The organism is Kitasatospora sp. NPDC056181 (genome assembly GCF_042266225.1).
GTDB lineage: Bacteria > Actinomycetota > Actinomycetes > Streptomycetales > Streptomycetaceae > Kitasatospora.
The window spans coordinates 75,467-90,637 of sequence record NZ_JBHJUK010000017.1 but is presented as its reverse complement, the minus strand read 5'-3'; the positions used below and the strand labels follow the sequence as shown (position 1 = coordinate 90,637).

The 15,171-nt window shown below is 74.0% G+C and carries 13 protein-coding genes; 6 read left to right on the top strand and 7 right to left on the bottom strand.

The window, feature by feature from the left end; translation table 11 throughout:
- Nucleotides 1-320: 320 nt before the first annotated feature.
- Complete coding sequence (hrpB, locus tag ACFC1F_RS10180; protein WP_376156986.1) at nucleotides 321-2,837, bottom strand: ATP-dependent helicase HrpB; 2,517 nt, start codon at nucleotides 2,835-2,837, stop codon at nucleotides 321-323.
- Nucleotides 2,838-2,965: 128 nt separating this feature from the next.
- Nucleotides 2,966-3,820 (bottom strand): class I SAM-dependent methyltransferase, encoded by an 855-nt coding sequence (locus tag ACFC1F_RS10175; RefSeq protein WP_148645595.1) that lies wholly within the window; start codon nucleotides 3,818-3,820, stop codon nucleotides 2,966-2,968.
- A gap of 414 nt (nucleotides 3,821-4,234) precedes the next feature.
- Between ACFC1F_RS10175 and rpsA the strand changes: the two genes are divergently transcribed.
- Nucleotides 4,235-5,725 (top strand): 30S ribosomal protein S1, encoded by a 1,491-nt coding sequence (gene rpsA / locus ACFC1F_RS10170; protein WP_209412026.1) that lies wholly within the window; start codon nucleotides 4,235-4,237, stop codon nucleotides 5,723-5,725.
- 238 nt (nucleotides 5,726-5,963) lie between these two features.
- On the top strand, nucleotides 5,964-8,183 hold the full coding sequence (locus ACFC1F_RS10165) for an MMPL family transporter (protein ID WP_376156984.1): 2,220 nt from the start codon (nucleotides 5,964-5,966) through the stop codon (nucleotides 8,181-8,183).
- Nucleotides 8,184-8,186: 3 nt separating this feature from the next.
- Here the strand turns inward: ACFC1F_RS10165 and zapE are convergent, their stop codons facing one another.
- Both zapE and ACFC1F_RS10155 read right to left on the bottom strand, forming a co-directional pair.
- Nucleotides 8,187-9,275, bottom strand: a complete 1,089-nt coding sequence (gene zapE, locus ACFC1F_RS10160; RefSeq protein ID WP_376156982.1) for a cell division protein ZapE — start codon at nucleotides 9,273-9,275, stop codon at nucleotides 8,187-8,189.
- Nucleotides 9,276-9,342: 67 nt separating this feature from the next.
- Nucleotides 9,343-9,768 (bottom strand): MarR family winged helix-turn-helix transcriptional regulator, encoded by a 426-nt coding sequence (locus ACFC1F_RS10155; protein WP_209412028.1) that lies wholly within the window; start codon nucleotides 9,766-9,768, stop codon nucleotides 9,343-9,345.
- Between the two features lie 62 nt (nucleotides 9,769-9,830).
- On the opposite strand from ACFC1F_RS10155, the gene ACFC1F_RS10150 reads away from it, so the two are divergent.
- Genes ACFC1F_RS10150 through ACFC1F_RS10140 form a run of 3 tightly spaced genes read left to right on the top strand, consistent with a single transcriptional unit; the run spans nucleotide 9,831 to nucleotide 11,688 of the window.
- Nucleotides 9,831-10,472 (top strand): MBL fold metallo-hydrolase, encoded by a 642-nt coding sequence (locus ACFC1F_RS10150; protein ID WP_376156979.1) that lies wholly within the window; start codon nucleotides 9,831-9,833, stop codon nucleotides 10,470-10,472.
- A gap of 32 nt (nucleotides 10,473-10,504) precedes the next feature.
- Nucleotides 10,505-11,101 (top strand): dephospho-CoA kinase, encoded by a 597-nt coding sequence (coaE, locus tag ACFC1F_RS10145; RefSeq protein ID WP_209412030.1) that lies wholly within the window; start codon nucleotides 10,505-10,507, stop codon nucleotides 11,099-11,101.
- Nucleotides 11,102-11,148: 47 nt separating this feature from the next.
- Complete coding sequence (locus ACFC1F_RS10140) at nucleotides 11,149-11,688, top strand: GNAT family N-acetyltransferase (RefSeq protein WP_376156977.1); 540 nt, start codon at nucleotides 11,149-11,151, stop codon at nucleotides 11,686-11,688.
- Nucleotides 11,689-11,855: 167 nt separating this feature from the next.
- On the opposite strand, the gene ACFC1F_RS10135 is transcribed toward ACFC1F_RS10140, so the two are convergent.
- Nucleotides 11,856-12,503: an HD domain-containing protein gene (locus ACFC1F_RS10135; protein ID WP_376156976.1), complete on the bottom strand. Its 648-nt coding sequence runs from the start codon at nucleotides 12,501-12,503 to the stop codon at nucleotides 11,856-11,858.
- Nucleotides 12,500-13,303: a hypothetical protein gene (locus tag ACFC1F_RS10130; RefSeq protein ID WP_376156974.1), complete on the bottom strand. Its 804-nt coding sequence runs from the start codon at nucleotides 13,301-13,303 to the stop codon at nucleotides 12,500-12,502. The genes ACFC1F_RS10135 and ACFC1F_RS10130 overlap by 4 nt, the downstream gene beginning before the upstream one ends.
- 76 nt (nucleotides 13,304-13,379) lie before the next feature.
- On the opposite strand from ACFC1F_RS10130, the gene ACFC1F_RS10125 reads away from it, so the two are divergent.
- Nucleotides 13,380-14,261 carry a LysR family transcriptional regulator gene (locus tag ACFC1F_RS10125; RefSeq protein ID WP_376156973.1) on the top strand — a complete coding sequence of 294 codons (882 nt, stop codon included), beginning with the start codon at nucleotides 13,380-13,382 and terminating at the stop codon, nucleotides 14,259-14,261.
- Nucleotides 14,262-14,393: 132 nt separating this feature from the next.
- On the opposite strand, the gene ACFC1F_RS10120 is transcribed toward ACFC1F_RS10125, so the two are convergent.
- The gene (locus tag ACFC1F_RS10120; RefSeq protein WP_376156971.1) at nucleotides 14,394-14,816 is read right to left on the bottom strand and encodes a hypothetical protein; all 423 of its coding nucleotides are present in this window, start codon (nucleotides 14,814-14,816) and stop codon (nucleotides 14,394-14,396) included.
- Between the last annotated feature and the right edge of the window lie 355 nt (nucleotides 14,817-15,171).

The window sequence follows — 15,171 nt, the reverse complement described above, 5'->3', positions numbered from 1 at the left end:
GTTGCCATGGGTTGTTGTCCGTTCGTGCGTTCATTGGTGATTCCGTCTGGACGCGCTCGCGGCCCCGCCCGGGGGGGGGGGTGGGGCCCGCGGCGGCCGGGGCCGCACGTCTCGACCACGGGTGACCGTCCCTCAGGCGGGCCGTCGTCCCGGCGCGGACGCCCGGTGAGCCGGGGCCCGTCCGGGCCGGACGCCCCGGTCCCGCGCGGCCGCTCGCCGGCGGGTCCACCGTCGGCGGGGTGACGGGAACCGCCGGCACCTCCTACGGCGGCGGTTCCCGACGACCTGGCGTCCTCGTCGGCGTCCTCGCCGCCGGCCGGCTACCGGCGGGCGTTGGTGCGCTTCGTCGGCTCGGCCGTGGTCGGGTCCTCCGGCCACGGGTGGCGGGGGTAGCGGCCGCGCAGGTCGGCGCGGACGGCGCGGTAGCCGTCGCGCCAGAAGGACGCGAGGTCGCCGGTGACGGCGGCCGGGCGCCCGGCGGGGGAGAGCAGGTGGACGGTCAGCGGCACCCGCCCGCCGGCCAGCGCCGGGGCCGCCGCCCAGCCGAACAGCTCCTGCAGCTTCACGGCCAGCACCGGGCGTTCGCCGCCGTAGTCGACCCTGATCCGGGAGCCGGACGGCACCGTGATCCGCTCCGGCGCCAGCTCCTCCAGCCGCCCGGCCTCGCCGCCCGCCCACGGCAGCAGCCGTTGCAGGGCGGCGGTCGTGTCGATCCGGGCGAGGTCGCCGCGGCGGCGCGCGCGGGAGAGCTCGGGCTCCAGCCACTCCCCGGCCCGCTCCAGCAGCGCCGCGTCGCCGACGTCGGGCCAGGGCTCGCCGATGGCCGTGTGCAGGAAGGCCAGGCGCTCGCGCAGGCCGGGGGAGGGCCAGGTGAGGAGGGTGCTCACGCCCTCGCGGGCCAGCCCCTCCAGGAGGGCGGCCCGGACGAGGGCGGGGTCGGGGCGGTCGAGGGCGGCCGCGGACAGCTCGACCGCGCCGAGGGATTCCACCCGCCGGGAGACGACCTCGCCGCGGCGGGTGTCCCAGTGCACCTCCTCCCGGGAGGCCAGCAGCGGCGCGCCCGCCAGCCGGGCGGTCTCCTCGTCCAGGGCGGCCGCGTGCAGCACGCGGGCGGACGGTGACCCGGCCGGCCGGTCGGCCACCGCGACGGCCAGCCACGGCACGGCGCCCAGCGCGGTGCCGGGGGCGAGTTCGGCGGCCGTCCCCGAGGCCATCAGGTAGGGGCTGCGCTCGCCGGGCGCGGGCTTGTCGACCCGGGCCCGGGCGATCCGCTCGGGGAAGCCCAGCGCGACGACGAGGCCGACGGCCGAGGCGTCGGGCAGCGCGGTGGCGGGGGTGTCGCCGGCCGCGCGCAGCAGCCGCCGGACCTCCTCCCGCCAGCGGCCCGCGTACGGGTCGCGGCCGTCGCGGACGGTGCGCAGCACGGCGCCGAGGTCGTCGCCGAGGGCGCGCGGCGGTTCCTCGGAGAGCAGGGCGACGACCTCGGCGGCCCGGCGTGCGCCGACGGCCGGGGCGCCGTCGGCGAGGGCGCGGGCGAGCCGGGGGTGCAGCCCGGTGCGGGCGAGGCGGACGCCGCGCGCGGTGGCCCGGCCGTCCTCGTCCACCGCGCCGAGTGCGTGCAGGGTCTGCCGGGCGGCGGCCATGGCGCCGGCCGGGGGCCGGTCGGGCAGGGCGAGGCCGGTGGCGTCCGGGTCGCCCCAGCAGGCGGCCTGGAGGGCGAAGGGGGTGAGGTCGGCGAGGGCGATCTCGGGGGTGGGGTAGCGGGCGGCGAGGGCGTCCTCGGCCTCCGCCCAGCAGCGGTAGACGGTGCCGGGGGCCTCGCGGCCGGCGCGGCCGGCGCGCTGGCGGGCGGCGGCCAGCGAGGCGCGGACGGTGACCAGCGCGGCCAGGCCGCGGGCGTGGTCGGTGCGCGGCTCGCGGGCCAGGCCGGCGTCGACCACGACGCGCACGCCCGGCACGGTGAGCGAGGACTCGGCGACGGCGGTGGCCAGCACCACCCGTCGTCCGTCGCCCGGGGCGAGCGCAGCGTCCTGCACCGCCTGCGGTGCGCGGCCGTGCAGTTGCAGCACCTCGGCCGGCGCCCCGGCGAGCAGCCCGGCGACCCGGGCGATCTCGCCGACGCCGGGCAGGAAGCAGAGCACGTCGCCGTCGCGCTCGGCGAGGGCCCGCCGGACGGTGGCGGCGACGTGGTCGAGCAGCGCCGGGTCGACCCGGGTGCCGTGTGCGGGGCGGACGGCGCGCGGCGGCGGGGCCCAGACGGTCTCGACCGGGTGGGTCACCCCGTGGGCCTCGACGACGGGCGCGCCGCCGAGGAGTTCGGCCCAGGCCGCGGTGTCGGAGGTGGCCGAGGCGCAGACGATGCCGAGCTCGGGCCGGAGCGTGGCGCGGACGTCGAGCAGGAAGGCGAGCGCGGTGTCGGCGTCGAGGTGCCGCTCGTGGCACTCGTCCAGTACCACCACGTCCACGCCGGGCAGCTCCTGGTCGCGTTGGAGCCGCTGGAGCAGGACGCCGGTGGTGACCACCTCGACCACGGTGTCCGGTCCGGCCCGCCGCTCGCCGCGCACGGTGAGGCCGACCTCGGCCCCGACGGCCGAGCCGAGCAGCCAGGCCATCCGCCGGGCCGCGGCCCGGACGGCCAGCCGGCGCGGTTCGGCGACCAGCACCCGGCGGGGCGGGCGGGCGTCCTCGCCGAGCAGCCCGGCCAGCGCGAGCGGGACCAGCGTGGTCTTGCCGGTGCCGGGCGGGGCGGCGAGGACGGCGACGCCGTCGGTGTCGAGCGCGCGGTGCAGGGCGGGCAGGGCGGTACGGACGGGCAGTTCGCGCCAGGCGGGGTTCACGCGGACAGTCTCCCCGATGGCCCGGCCCGGCGGCCCGGCCCGGACACGCAACGCCCCGGTACCGCCCGGCCCGGCGGCCCGGCCCCGACGGGCGCCCGGCGCCGGCCCCGGGCCGGTCCTGCGCCGGGTCAGTCCCGCTCGGCGACGAAGATCGCCGTGCCCGGGATCAGCCGGCCGCGCAGCGGGGACCAGCCGCCCCACTCCTGCTCGTGCCCCTCCGGCCACTCCGGCTCGACCAGGTCCACCAGCCGGAAGCCGGCTCCGACCAGCTCGCGGACCCGGTCCCCGACCGTGCGGTGGTGCTCGACGTAGGTGGCCCGCCCGTGTTCGTCCTGTTCGACGTACGGGGTGCGGTCGAAGTAGGAGGCGACAGCGGTGAGCCCCTCGACGCCGGGCTCGTCGGGGAAGGCCCAGCGGATGGGGTGGGTCACCGAGAACACCCAGCGCCCGCCGGGGCGCAGCACCCGGTGCACCTCGCGCATCAGCGCGCCGGTGTCGGCGCTGAACGGCACCGCGCCGTAGGCGGAGCAGGCGGCGTCGAAGGAGCCGTCGGCGAACGGCAGCACGGCCGCGTCGGCCTGGACGACCGGGACCGGCGGGGTGTCGCGGGCGAGGTCGATCCGCAGGGAGTGCTGGAGCTGGCGGAAGGAGATGTCCAGCGCGACCGGCCGGGCGCCCTGCCGGGCGAGCCAGCGCGAGCACTGGGCGGCGCCGGCGCCGATCTCCAGCACGGTCAGGCCCTCGACCTCGCCGAGCAGCCGGGCGTCGGCCTCGTCCAGGCCCTCGGGGCACCAGGTGAACCGGTCGTCGCCGAGGAACTCGCCGTGTTCGTCCTGGTACTCGTCGGCGTTGCGGTCCCACCAGTGGCGGCTTGCGTGGCTGCTCTCGCCGGCCTGCGCGTCGCGCCTTACCGCGTCGTCGCCGTCGTCGTCAAGATCGTGGACGTCGGACTGGGGGGTGGTGGCCACGGTGATAATGCCCATCGCGTAGGGTGTGGTCTGCGGAAGCGCCGCTGCCGCGAACCGGCCCGCAAGGGTCCGGGTCCTGGCGGTGGCATCCGGGGAAAGGCTTCCTGCGGCCGCCACTGTGAGGTGCGCAATCGGAGGATATGGCCTGATCCATACCGGCCTCCACCGTCTTGGCGCCCTTGGCGTTGACCGTGCCTGGCCGTCCCCGTATGCTACAAGTTGCGCTGCGGGCCTGCGCGCCTCGGACGGAGCAGGTCGCGCTCGCATCTGTCGAAGACCCCACGGTCGCAAGACGGACGCCGGATTCTCGCTGTTGCGGGATGTTCCGGTGGGCCGTGCTCTTGGCTGTCCGGCTTTCGGTGGGAGCGATACGGGCCCTCCGCGTGGCATTACCTACGACTTCATGTCCGTACCGGAGCCCTTTTCCTAATGACGAGCCCCACCGACTCCTCCACCAGCACCACCCCGCAGGTCGCGGTCAACGACATCGGCGACGCTGAGGCCTTCCTCGCCGCCATCGACGAGACCATCAAGTACTTCAACGATGGCGACATCGTCGAGGGCGTCATCGTGAAGGTCGACCGTGACGAGGTGCTCCTCGACATCGGTTACAAGACCGAGGGCGTCATCCCGTCCCGTGAGCTCTCGATCAAGCACGACGTTGACCCGCACGAGGTCGTCTCCGTCGGTGACAACATCGAGGCCCTGGTTCTCCAGAAGGAGGACAAGGAGGGTCGTCTCATCCTGTCCAAGAAGCGCGCTCAGTACGAGCGTGCCTGGGGCACGATCGAGAAGATCAAGGAAGAGGACGGCATCGTCACCGGTACCGTCATCGAGGTCGTCAAGGGTGGTCTCATCCTCGACATCGGCCTCCGTGGCTTCCTGCCGGCCTCGCTCGTCGAGATGCGTCGTGTCCGCGACCTCCAGCCCTACGTGGGCAAGGAGCTCGAGGCCAAGATCATCGAGCTGGACAAGAACCGCAACAACGTGGTCCTGTCCCGCCGTGCCTGGCTGGAGCAGACCCAGAGCGAGGTCCGCCAGACCTTCCTCACCACCCTGCAGAAGGGTCAGGTGCGCTCCGGCGTCGTTTCCTCGATCGTCAACTTCGGTGCGTTCGTGGACCTCGGCGGCGTCGACGGTCTGGTTCACGTCTCCGAGCTGTCCTGGAAGCACATCGACCACCCGTCCGAGGTTGTCGAGGTCGGCCAGGAGGTCACCGTCGAGGTTCTCGACGTTGACATGGACCGTGAGCGCGTCTCCCTGTCGCTGAAGGCGACCCAGGAGGACCCGTGGCAGCAGTTCGCCCGTACCCACCAGATCGGCCAGGTCGTTCCGGGTAAGGTCACCAAGCTGGTTCCGTTCGGTGCGTTCGTCCGCGTGGACGAGGGCATCGAGGGTCTGGTCCACATCTCCGAGCTGGCCGAGCGCCACGTCGAGATCCCGGAGCAGGTCGTCCAGGTCGGCGACGAGATCTTCGTCAAGGTCATCGACATCGACCTCGAGCGTCGTCGCATCAGCCTCTCGCTGAAGCAGGCCAACGAGGCCCTCGGTGCCAACCCGGCCGAGGTCGAGTTCGACCCGACCCTGTACGGCATGGCCGCTTCGTACGACGACCAGGGCAACTACATCTACCCGGAGGGCTTCGACCCCGAGGCGAACGACTGGCTGCCCGGCTTCGAGAAGCAGCGTGAGGAGTGGGAGCGCCAGTACGCCGAGGCGCAGGCCCGCTTCGAGCAGCACCAGGCCCAGGTCATCAAGAGCCGTGAGGCCGACGCCGAGGCCGCTGCCGAGGGTGGCGACGCCGTCGCCGCCGCCGCCGGTGGCTCGTACTCCTCCAGCAGCGACGAGGGCTCCGGCGCTCTCGCTTCGGACGAGGCCCTGGCTGCCCTGCGCGAGAAGCTGGCGGGTGGCCAGAGCTGAGGCTCTGACCCTGCTGGTGCTCGGCGCATAGCGTCATAGCGTCACCGATGGACCCCACCCGGTATTCCGGGTGGGGTCCATTGTTTTCCCCATTCACTTATTTGTTCCTTATGTGAAGGATTTTTGTGATAAGGGGCTCATCGGGGGGCTATGGGCGATTCGGGACCTAGGACCTACCTTGGGATGAGTTGCCCGATGGGTGGCTCCCCCCGGCCCCGCACGCTAGGCACCCCCGCACATGCGCCGTAGCACCGCAGTGACCTCCCCCGCCTGTTCGTCCGCCGACCCCAAGGTCGACGGACGCCTTGCCGCCCTCGGCCGGTTCTGCTTCCGGCACCGGCGCTGGGTGCTCGGTTTCTGGGCCGTGGTCCTGGTCATAGGCGTGCTGATCGGCGGCCGGGTCTTCGCCGGCTCGGTCGCCGGCGCCTCCTCGGCCAGCTCCGAGGCGGACCGCGGAAGCGCCGTGGTCACCGCGGCCGACCCGTCCCGGGGCACCGTCACCGCCGTCGTGGACGGGAAACCGGTCGACGACCAGGCCGTACGGGAGGCCGTCACCAAGGCCACCGCCGACATCGCCGCCCTGCCCGGGGTCTCGTCGGCCACCGACGCCTACGGCTCCGGCCCCGCCGGCGCCGCGCTCCGCTCCGCCGACGGCAACGCGAGCCTGGTCTCCGTCCGGATGGCCGACGCCAGTACCGACGCGCAGACCGCCGCCGTCACCGAGCGCCTCGCGGACATCAAGGCCGACGGCGCCCACGTCACCGTCGGCGGGGACCTGGTGCTCCAGGACGAGGTCAAGAAGCAGACCGAGAAGGACACCCGGTTCGGCGAGATCGTCACCCTGCCGCTGACCCTGGTCGTCATGGTGCTGGTCTTCGGCGGCCTCGCCGCCGCCAGCCTGCCGGTGATCGGCGCCGTCGCCTCGGTGGGCGGCGCGCTGCTGGCCATGTTCGGCTTCAGCAAGATCATGGACATCGACACCAGCGTGCTGCCGATCGCCACCGTGCTGGGGCTCGGCCTCTCGATCGACTACGCGCTGCTCATGGTCAACCGCTTCCGGGAGGAACGCGGCCACGGCGCGGGCATCGCCGCCGCCGTCGAACGGACCGCAGCCACCGCGGGCCGCACCGTCGCCTTCTCCGGGCTGACCGTCGCCGTCGCGCTCTCCGGCCTCTTCGTCTTCACCAGCCCCGTCCTGGCCGCGGTCGCCGCCGCCGGCGTGAGCGTCGTGGTGATCGCCGTCGCGGCCGCGCTCACCCTCGTCCCGGCACTGCTCGGCTTCGCCGGCAGCCGGGTCAAGGCACCCACCGCACCCGTGCCCGACGAGGGCTTCTTCAGCCGCACCGTCCGCCGGGTGCGCAAGCGCGCGGTCCCCGTCGCACTCGCCTGCGTCGCCCTGCTGATGGCCGCCGGGGCGCCGTTCCTCCACGCCGACATGCGCAGCTCCGGCGCCGCCGTGCTGCCCGCGTCCTCGGCCGGCCGCCAGGTCGCCGACACGGTCGACCAGCGGTTCCCGATGGCCTCGCAGGCCCCGATCACCGTGGTGGTCGAGGGCGGCGCGACCGTCGCCCAGGCGTACGCCGACGACGTGGTGGCCAAGCTGCCCGGCGTCAGCGGGGTCCGCGCGGTCACCCCGGTGAGCGACAAGGTCTCCATCATCGACGTGCTGGTGCACGGCGACCCGCAGGGCGGGGAGGCCAAGGAGGTCGTCAAGGAGCTGCGCGCCGACCGGGGCGGGCTCACCACCCAGGTCACCGGCGGAGCCGCCTCGGTCGTCGACTTCCAGCACGAACTGCTCACCCGGGGGCCGATCGCGCTCGGCCTGGTGGCGCTCGGCACGCTGGTGCTGCTCTTCCTGATGACCGGGTCGGTGGTGATGCCGGTCAAGGCCCTGCTGATGAACCTGCTCTCGCTGGGCGCCTCGCTCGGCGCGCTGACCCTGGTGTTCCAGGACGGCTGGTTCAGCGGCCTGCTCGGCTTCAGTCCCGCCGGCGGGCTGGAGACCTTCATCCCGGTGCTGGTCTTCGCCTTCGCGTTCGGGCTCTCGATGGACTACGAGGTCTTCCTGCTCGCCCGGATCAAGGAGCTGCGCGACAAGGGCCACAGCTGTACGAAGGCCGTGGAGCTGGGCGTGCAGCGCAGCGGGAAGATCATCACCTCGGCGGCGCTGCTGATGGTCATCGTCTTCGCGGGCTTCGCGCTCGGCGACATGCTCATGGTGAAGCAGATGGGCATCGCGCTGGCCGTGGCGGTGGCCGTGGACGCGACGCTGGTCCGCTGCCTGCTCGTCCCCGCCGCGATGAGCCTCTTCGGCGAGTTCAACTGGTGGGCGCCGGCCCCGCTGCGCCGCCTGCACAACCGGTTCGGGCTGAGCGAGCACGTCGACCTGCCGACCATCGCGCCGGCGGCGATCCCCGGCCAGCGCCCGGAGGCCAAGGAGCTCGTGATCACGCCCTGAGGCTCAGGGGGTGACCTCCGCGGCCGGCTGCCGGAGGAGGGCGAGGCGGCTGGCGGTGCGGTCGAGGTCGCGCTGCAGGGTGGAGCCGGCGGGGAGGCCGGCCAGTGGGTCGGCGCCGATCAGGACCAGCCGGACGTCGCGGTCGCAGTAGACGTCCACCAGGTTGGCGAAGCGCTGGCGGGCGTCGGGGGAGGCCTCGGTGAGGGGCGGGACGCCGTCGAGGACGAGGGCGGGGAAGCGGTCGGCCAGCGCGAGGTAGTCGGGGACGGCGGTGCGGCCCTCGCACAGTTCGGCGAAGCCGAACCAGACCAGGTCGTCGCGGACGGCCCGGGCCGGCAGCTCGTGGTGGGGCAGGGCCACCGGGCCGGCCTCCTCGGGCCGGGGCGGGGTGAGCCCGGCCGCGGCCTCGTCGCCGGGGTGCAGGCGGGCGCCGAGGGCGAAGCCGTGGGTGCCCTCCGGCCGGGGCCGCCGCCGGAAGTCGACCGGCCCGGAGACGTCGACGACGTCCATCCGCTCCTCGATCAGCCGGATCGTCGGCTCGAAGAGGTGGTGGTACAGCGGGTCGGGCATCAGGCCGGCGGGCGGGTAGTTGGACGTGGTGACGAGGGTGATCCGCCGGTCCAGCAGGGTGTGGAAGAGCCGGGCGACCAGCATCGCGTCGCCCGCGTCATGGGCGTGGAACTCGTCGAAGACCAGGATGCGGCAGTCGCCGAGCAGCTCGTCGACGGCGCGGTCCACCGCGGCGCCGTCGTGGTGGCCGTCGGCGTGGTGGCTGTCGGCATGGTGGGCGACGCCCTCGTGGAGCCGGCGGAAGAAGTCGTGGAAGTGCAGCCGCCGCTTGCGCGGGGTCGCCAGGCCGTCGAGGAAGGTGTCGACCAGCCAGCTCTTGCCGCGGCCGACCGGGCCCCAGAGGTAGAGGTGGCGCGGCGGGCGCCGCAGCCGCCAGGCCGGGTGGGCCAGCTCGCCGGCGAGCCGGCTGAGCCGTTCGACCGGCGCCTCCTGGGCGGGGTCGAGCGTGAACCCGCGCTGTTCGGCGGCGCGCAGGAAGTGCGCGCGCATCGACTCGTACTGCTTCCCCGCCCTGTCCGTCACGGCTCTGGACCCTAGCAGGGCGTCAGAACCTCCATGATCGCGGGGAGTTGCCCTGCCGCCCGGGTGGTCAGTGCAGGCGGCGCAGCAGCTCGACGGCCGTGCGCAGGGTCTCCCGCTCCTCCGGCGTGAGGCGGGCCTCGATGGCGCCGGCGATCACCGCCTCGCGACGGGCGCGCTGTTCGTGCAGGGCGGCGCGGCCGGCGTCGGTGGCGGCGACCAGGAGCTTGCGGCCGTCGGTGGGGTGCGGCTGCTGGGTGACCAGCCCCGTCTCGGTGAGCAGGGCGACGGTACGGGCCATCGACTGGTGCCGGACGCGCTGGTGGGCGGCGAGCTCGGCGACGGTGCAGGTGCGGTCGTCGCGGACCAGCAGGCCGAGGACGCCGACCTGGTTCTGCGGCAGCTCGTCGCCGGGGCGCAGGGCGCGGACCAGTTCACCGATGGCGGAGCGCAGGTCGGCGGCGAGTTCGAGGGTGTCGGGGCCCGGGCTGTTCATGGGAGAAGCGTACCGGGATTTTGTCCAGCAAAACTGTGCAGCCTTGCTGTATGTTTTGGCGCATGCGAATCACGAAGTTCGGACACGCCTGCGTACGCCTGGAGCACGACGGCACCACCGTCGTCGTCGACCCGGGGATGTTCGCCGACCCGGCGGCCTTCGCGGGTGCGGATGCCGTCCTGATCACCCACGAGCACTTCGACCACTTCGAGGAGGCCCGGCTCCGTGAGGCCCTGGAGGCCGACCCGGCCCTGCGGGTCTGGACCAACAGTGCGGTGGCCGCCCGACTGGACGGGGTGGCGCAGCGGGTGACGGTGGTCGGCGAGGGCGACGCCTTCGAGGTGGGCGGGATCGGGGTGAGCGTGCACGGGGAGTGGCACGCGGTGATCCATCCCGACATCCCGCTGGTTCGGAACGTCGGCTTCCTCTTCGACGGCCGGCTCTTCCACCCCGGGGACGCGCTGACCGTGCCGCCGCACGCGGTGGAGACACTGCTGCTGCCGATCGCCGGGCCGTGGACCAAGGTCTCCGAGCTGATCGACTACGTCCGGGAGGCGGGCCCGCGGCAGGCGGTGCCGGTCCACGACGCGGTGCTCAGCCCGGTGGGGCTGGCGGTGCACACCAACCTGGTCGGCCCGGGCGGGCCGGGGACGGGGGCGGAGCTGACGGCCCTGGGTGATGGCGAGAGCCTGGACCTGGGCTGACCGGAGGCCTCGGGCGCCGGTAGCCTGGCGCCATGCTGAAGATCGGACTGACGGGCGGCATCGGCGCCGGCAAGAGCGAGGTGTCGCGGCTGTTCGCCGCCCACGGCGCGGTGCTCGTGGACTCGGACGTGATCGCCCGCGAGGTGGTCGCCCCCGGAACGGACGGGCTGGAGGCCGTGGTGGCCGAGTTCGGCCCGCAGGTGCTCCAGGCCGACGGCTCGCTGGACCGCCCGGCGCTCGGCGCGATCGTCTTCGCCGACCCCGGGCGGCTCAAGGCGCTGAACGCGATCGTCCACCCGCTCGTCCGGGCCCGCTCCGCCGAGCTGGAGGGGGCGGCCGCCCCGGACGCGGTCGTGGTGCACGACGTCCCGCTGCTGACCGAGAACGGGCTCGCCCCGCTCTTCGACCTGGTGGTCGTCGTCGACGCGTCGGACGAGGTGCGGATCGACCGGCTGGTCCGGCTGCGCGGCATGGCGGAGGAGGAGGCCCGCGCCCGGATGGCCGCCCAGGCCACCCGGGCCGACCGGCTGGCCCTCGCGGACCTCGTCATCGACAACAGCGGGCCGCTGGAGGAGCTGGCACCCCGGGTCGCCGAGGTCTGGGAGCAGCTGAAGTCGCGTCAGGTGTGAGTGGTTCCGGCCTGTTCAAGGCCGGTCCGAAAGAGGATCATCATCAGGTGACTGATCATCCTGTTTCCGTACCGCCCGCCGTGGTGCGCATGGCCGACTACACCAAGGCCGACATCGAAGAGATATTCGGCGTCGGTGAGGACCACTTCGGCGTCGCCTACACCGGCTTGAGCTGGCTCCCCAAGGACGTCCACTTCGGCATCCGTGACGAGGCCGGCCGCTTGGTGGCCCACACCGGCCTGCTGCGGCTGCCGCTGACGGTGGGCGGCCACGACCTGGACGTGATGGGCGTCGGCGGCGTCGCCGTCGCCCCCGACGTCCGGGGGCGCGGCCTGGCGCGCACGGTGGTCGGCGCGGCCCTGGACCACGCGCGGACGCTCGGCCCGCGGCACGCCCTGCTGTTCTGCCGGCCTCAGGTGGCCGGGCTCTACCGGCGGCTCGGCTTCCGGGAGTTGCTGGGGGACGTCCACGTGGAGCAGCCCGAGGGGCGGGTCGTGGTCATGCCCATCTGCACGATGTGGGCGCCGTTGCACGAGGGTGCGGCCTGGCCCGAGGGGCCGGTGCGGCTGCGCTCGCTCCCCATGTGAGCCGGGCTCCGCGGTGAGCCGGGGTCTGAGGGGAGCCGGGGTCGGCGGTGAGTCGGGGTCTGAGGGGAGCCGGGCTCGGCGGTGAGCCGGGGTCTGTGGTGAGTCGGAGTCCGCGGTGAGCCGGGGTCCGCGTGAGTCGGGCTCTGCGGCGGTTCGGGCTCCGCGCGTCACTCCGGCCAGGCGGAGTTCTCGATCGCCTCGACGAAGTCGGTCCGCTCGAAGCCCGGCTCGAACCGGGCCAGGACGTCGGCCTTGACGTTGCCGAAGGTGGTCCCGGGCCTGGAGGCGATGCCCTCGTGGAAGGCGCGCAGGATGCCGCGCTTGAAGTCCGGCCGGGGGTGGGCGGCGACCACGGCCGTCCGCTCCTCGTCGGTCAGGTCGTGGTAGCCGATGCCGAGGACGTCCAGCTCGACGCCGGCCGTGGTGAGGGCGATCTCCGGCTCCAGGTACTCCGGGATGCCGGGTGTGGTGTGCAGGGCGATCGCCTCCCACACCACGCGGACGCGCTGCTCCGGTACCTGGTGGGAGCGGAGGAACGCGGCGGCCGCCTCGGCGCCGTCGATCTCGAACCGCCGCCCGGAGGAACGGTGTTCGGGGGCGAGACCGAGGTCGTGGAACATCGCGGCCAGGTAGAGCAGTTCGGCGTCGAAGGCGAGCCCGCGGCGCCGTCCCTGGAGGGCGCCGAAGAGGTGGACCCGGCGCGAGTGGTGGTAGAGCAGCTCGGTGGAGGTGTCCCGCACCAGCTCGGTGGCCTCACGGGCGAGCCTGCTGTCGGGGATGCCCACCCCGGCGGTTTCGTTGGCTACGACGTTCACGCGGCGGCTCCTTCGGCAGTCCTGTCAGGTGCGGCTGCTGGTGCGGCTGTGGCTGCGGGGGTGCCGGCGCTGCTGGTGGTGCCGGTGTGCCGGGAGGCCGCGTGCCCGACCGCGGCCGTGGCGAGTGCGCGGATGACGGGGTGGACGCGGGTGCCGTCGCCGGCCAGCTCCGGCTGGAACAGGGTGGCGAGGAAGAAGGGGTGGCCGGGCAGTTCGAGCACCCGCAGGTCGCCCTCGTCGTCCATGCCGCTGAACCGCAGCCCGTGCTCGCGCAGTTGGTCCAGGTAGACGGAGTTCAGCCCGTACGCGCAGTGGTACCGCTCGACCGTTCGGGTCGTCCCGAGGACGCGCTCGGCGAGCGACCCGGGGGCGATCTCCACTGCGCCCTCGTGCCCGACCAGCGAGCAGCTGAGCGGCACGATCACCAGGTCGTCCTCCCCGGGGTGGCTCTCGCCGTGCGCGGCGCCGCCGATCCCGCAGACGGTGCGCGCGTACTCCAGGACGGCGTGCTGGAAGCCGGCGCAGGTGCCGAGGAACGGGATGCCCTGCTCGCGGGCCGTGCGGACGGCGGCCACCGCGCCCGCCTCGCTGCGGTACGGACTGCCGGGGAGCAGCCAGATCGCGTCGAAGCCGTCGAGGGCGGTGGCCGACCCGGCGTCCTCGGTGGGGATCCAGTAGGCGTCCAGCACGAGCTGGTCGCGGGTGGCGAGCGCGTCGAGCAGCCCGGGGATGCGGGCGTGCGAGCGGACGGCGGGGGAGCGGTCGCCGACCAGGGCGATGCGGGGGGTGCGGTAGGTCATGCGGCTATCCTGACCCCGCGTTGGGCATCAGCGCCAACGATGATTTCTGACCCTTCGATCAGAGGCTCTGATAAGCGTGGATCCGCACCAGCTGCGCACCTTCGTCACCGTGGCCCGGCTGGGCTCCTTCTCCGAGGCGGCCCGCGAGCTCGGCTACACCCAGTCCGCCGTCTCCCAGCAGATCGCGGCCCTGGAGGCGGACCTCGGCAGCAGCCTGCTGCTCCGCCGTCCCGTCGGCCCGACGGAGGCAGGCGTGCGGCTGCTGGAGCACGCCGGTCCGCTGCTGCTGCGGCTCGACGCGGCGCGCGCCGATGTCGCGCGCCTGGCCGGCACCCCGAGCACCCGGCTGCTGCTCGGCACCACCGCGCTGGCGGCCGGAGCAACCCTGGGGAACGCGCTCGCCGAGGTGCGCCGGGTGTACCCGCGGATGGACCTCACGGTCCGGGTTGTGGCCCCGGAGACCCTGCCGGCCCTGGTTGCCACCGGCGAGGTGGACCTCGCCCTGATCGACGGCCTCGCCGCCCCCAGCGACCCGCTCCCGCTGCCGGACGTCGGCCCGCTCACCACCGTCGCCGTCGACGAGCAGCCGCTCGCCGTCGCCCTGCCCGCCGGCCACCCGCTGGCCGGCCACCGGGGCGTGTCCCTGGCCGACCTCTCCGCCGCCCGCTGGCTGGACGCCCCCGACATCGCGCCCGCTGCCGCCCGGCTGCGCGCCGCCACCGCCGTCGACGGCTTCCGGCCGGCCGCCCGCTACCAGGGCACCGACGTGCGCGGGCTGCTCGCCCTGGTCGCGGCCGGGCACGGGCTGGCCGTGCTTCCTGCGGCGGCGCTCGACGGTGTGGTGGGCGTCGCCGCGGTGCCCGTCCGGGAGCCGAGGCTGGTCCACCGGACGGAACTGGTGCACGGCAGCCTGCCCGAGGGGCCGGCGGCGCTGCTGGCGCAGCTGCTGGAGGGGTGAGGGCCGGGGCCGCGCCGCCCCGGCCGGGCTGTCCCGAGTCGTTCGAGCCGGGGCTGTCCGGGCTGTCCGGCTGCCCGGGCCGTCCGAGCTGTCCAGGCCGTCCGGGCCGTCCGAACTGTCCGGCTACTCGGGCTATCCGACGATCTCCGCGCCGGCGCAGCACGGCCCGTCCAGCTCGTAGCAGACGTAGCGGAGGCAGCCGAGGCAGAGCGAGATGTTCTCCAGCCGCCAGGTGGTGCCGTGGCAGGAGCAGGTGGCCCGTTGGTGCAGCATGGCGGCCCAGCCGTGACGGCCGCCGATGGAGTCGTGCGACCGCTCCACGAAGGCGGCCGTCGCCTCGTCCGGCTCCTCGCCGCGGCGGGTGGCGGCCAACTGCCAGCAGTAGAGGGCGAGGAAGGCCTTCCCGTCCACCAGGTGGGCCGGGTCGCGGTCATTCGCGTCCCAGGCCCGGACGGCCTCGGCGACCCGCTCCGGGAACGGCCTGGCGAGGTCGTGGAGGAGGGCATTGCCGTTCCTGGGGGCGGGGGTGGGGTTGGACATCCGATCAGCGGTCATGGGGTCCCCTGCGGCGGTCGGCGGTCGGCGGTCGGCGGTCGGCGGTCGGCGGTCGGCGGTCGGCGGTCGGCGGTCGGCGGTCGGCGGTCGGCGGTTCACGCTAGGGCATCGCCCGGGCATGCTGTTCGCCCGGGCCTTGCCACCGAATATGTAGACCGGTCGGTTTATGTAGACCGGTCGCCATAAACGGTCCAGGCCCTGTCCTCTGTAGACCGGTCGTCATAAACGGACGGGCAGTCATATGTAGACCGGTCGGTTTTCCGGGCGCCGGGGGGGGGGGGGGGCCGCCCCCCCCCGGGGCCCCGGCGGCGGAGGGAGTTTTAAAAAAAAAAAAAAAAAAACCAAAAGAGAAAAT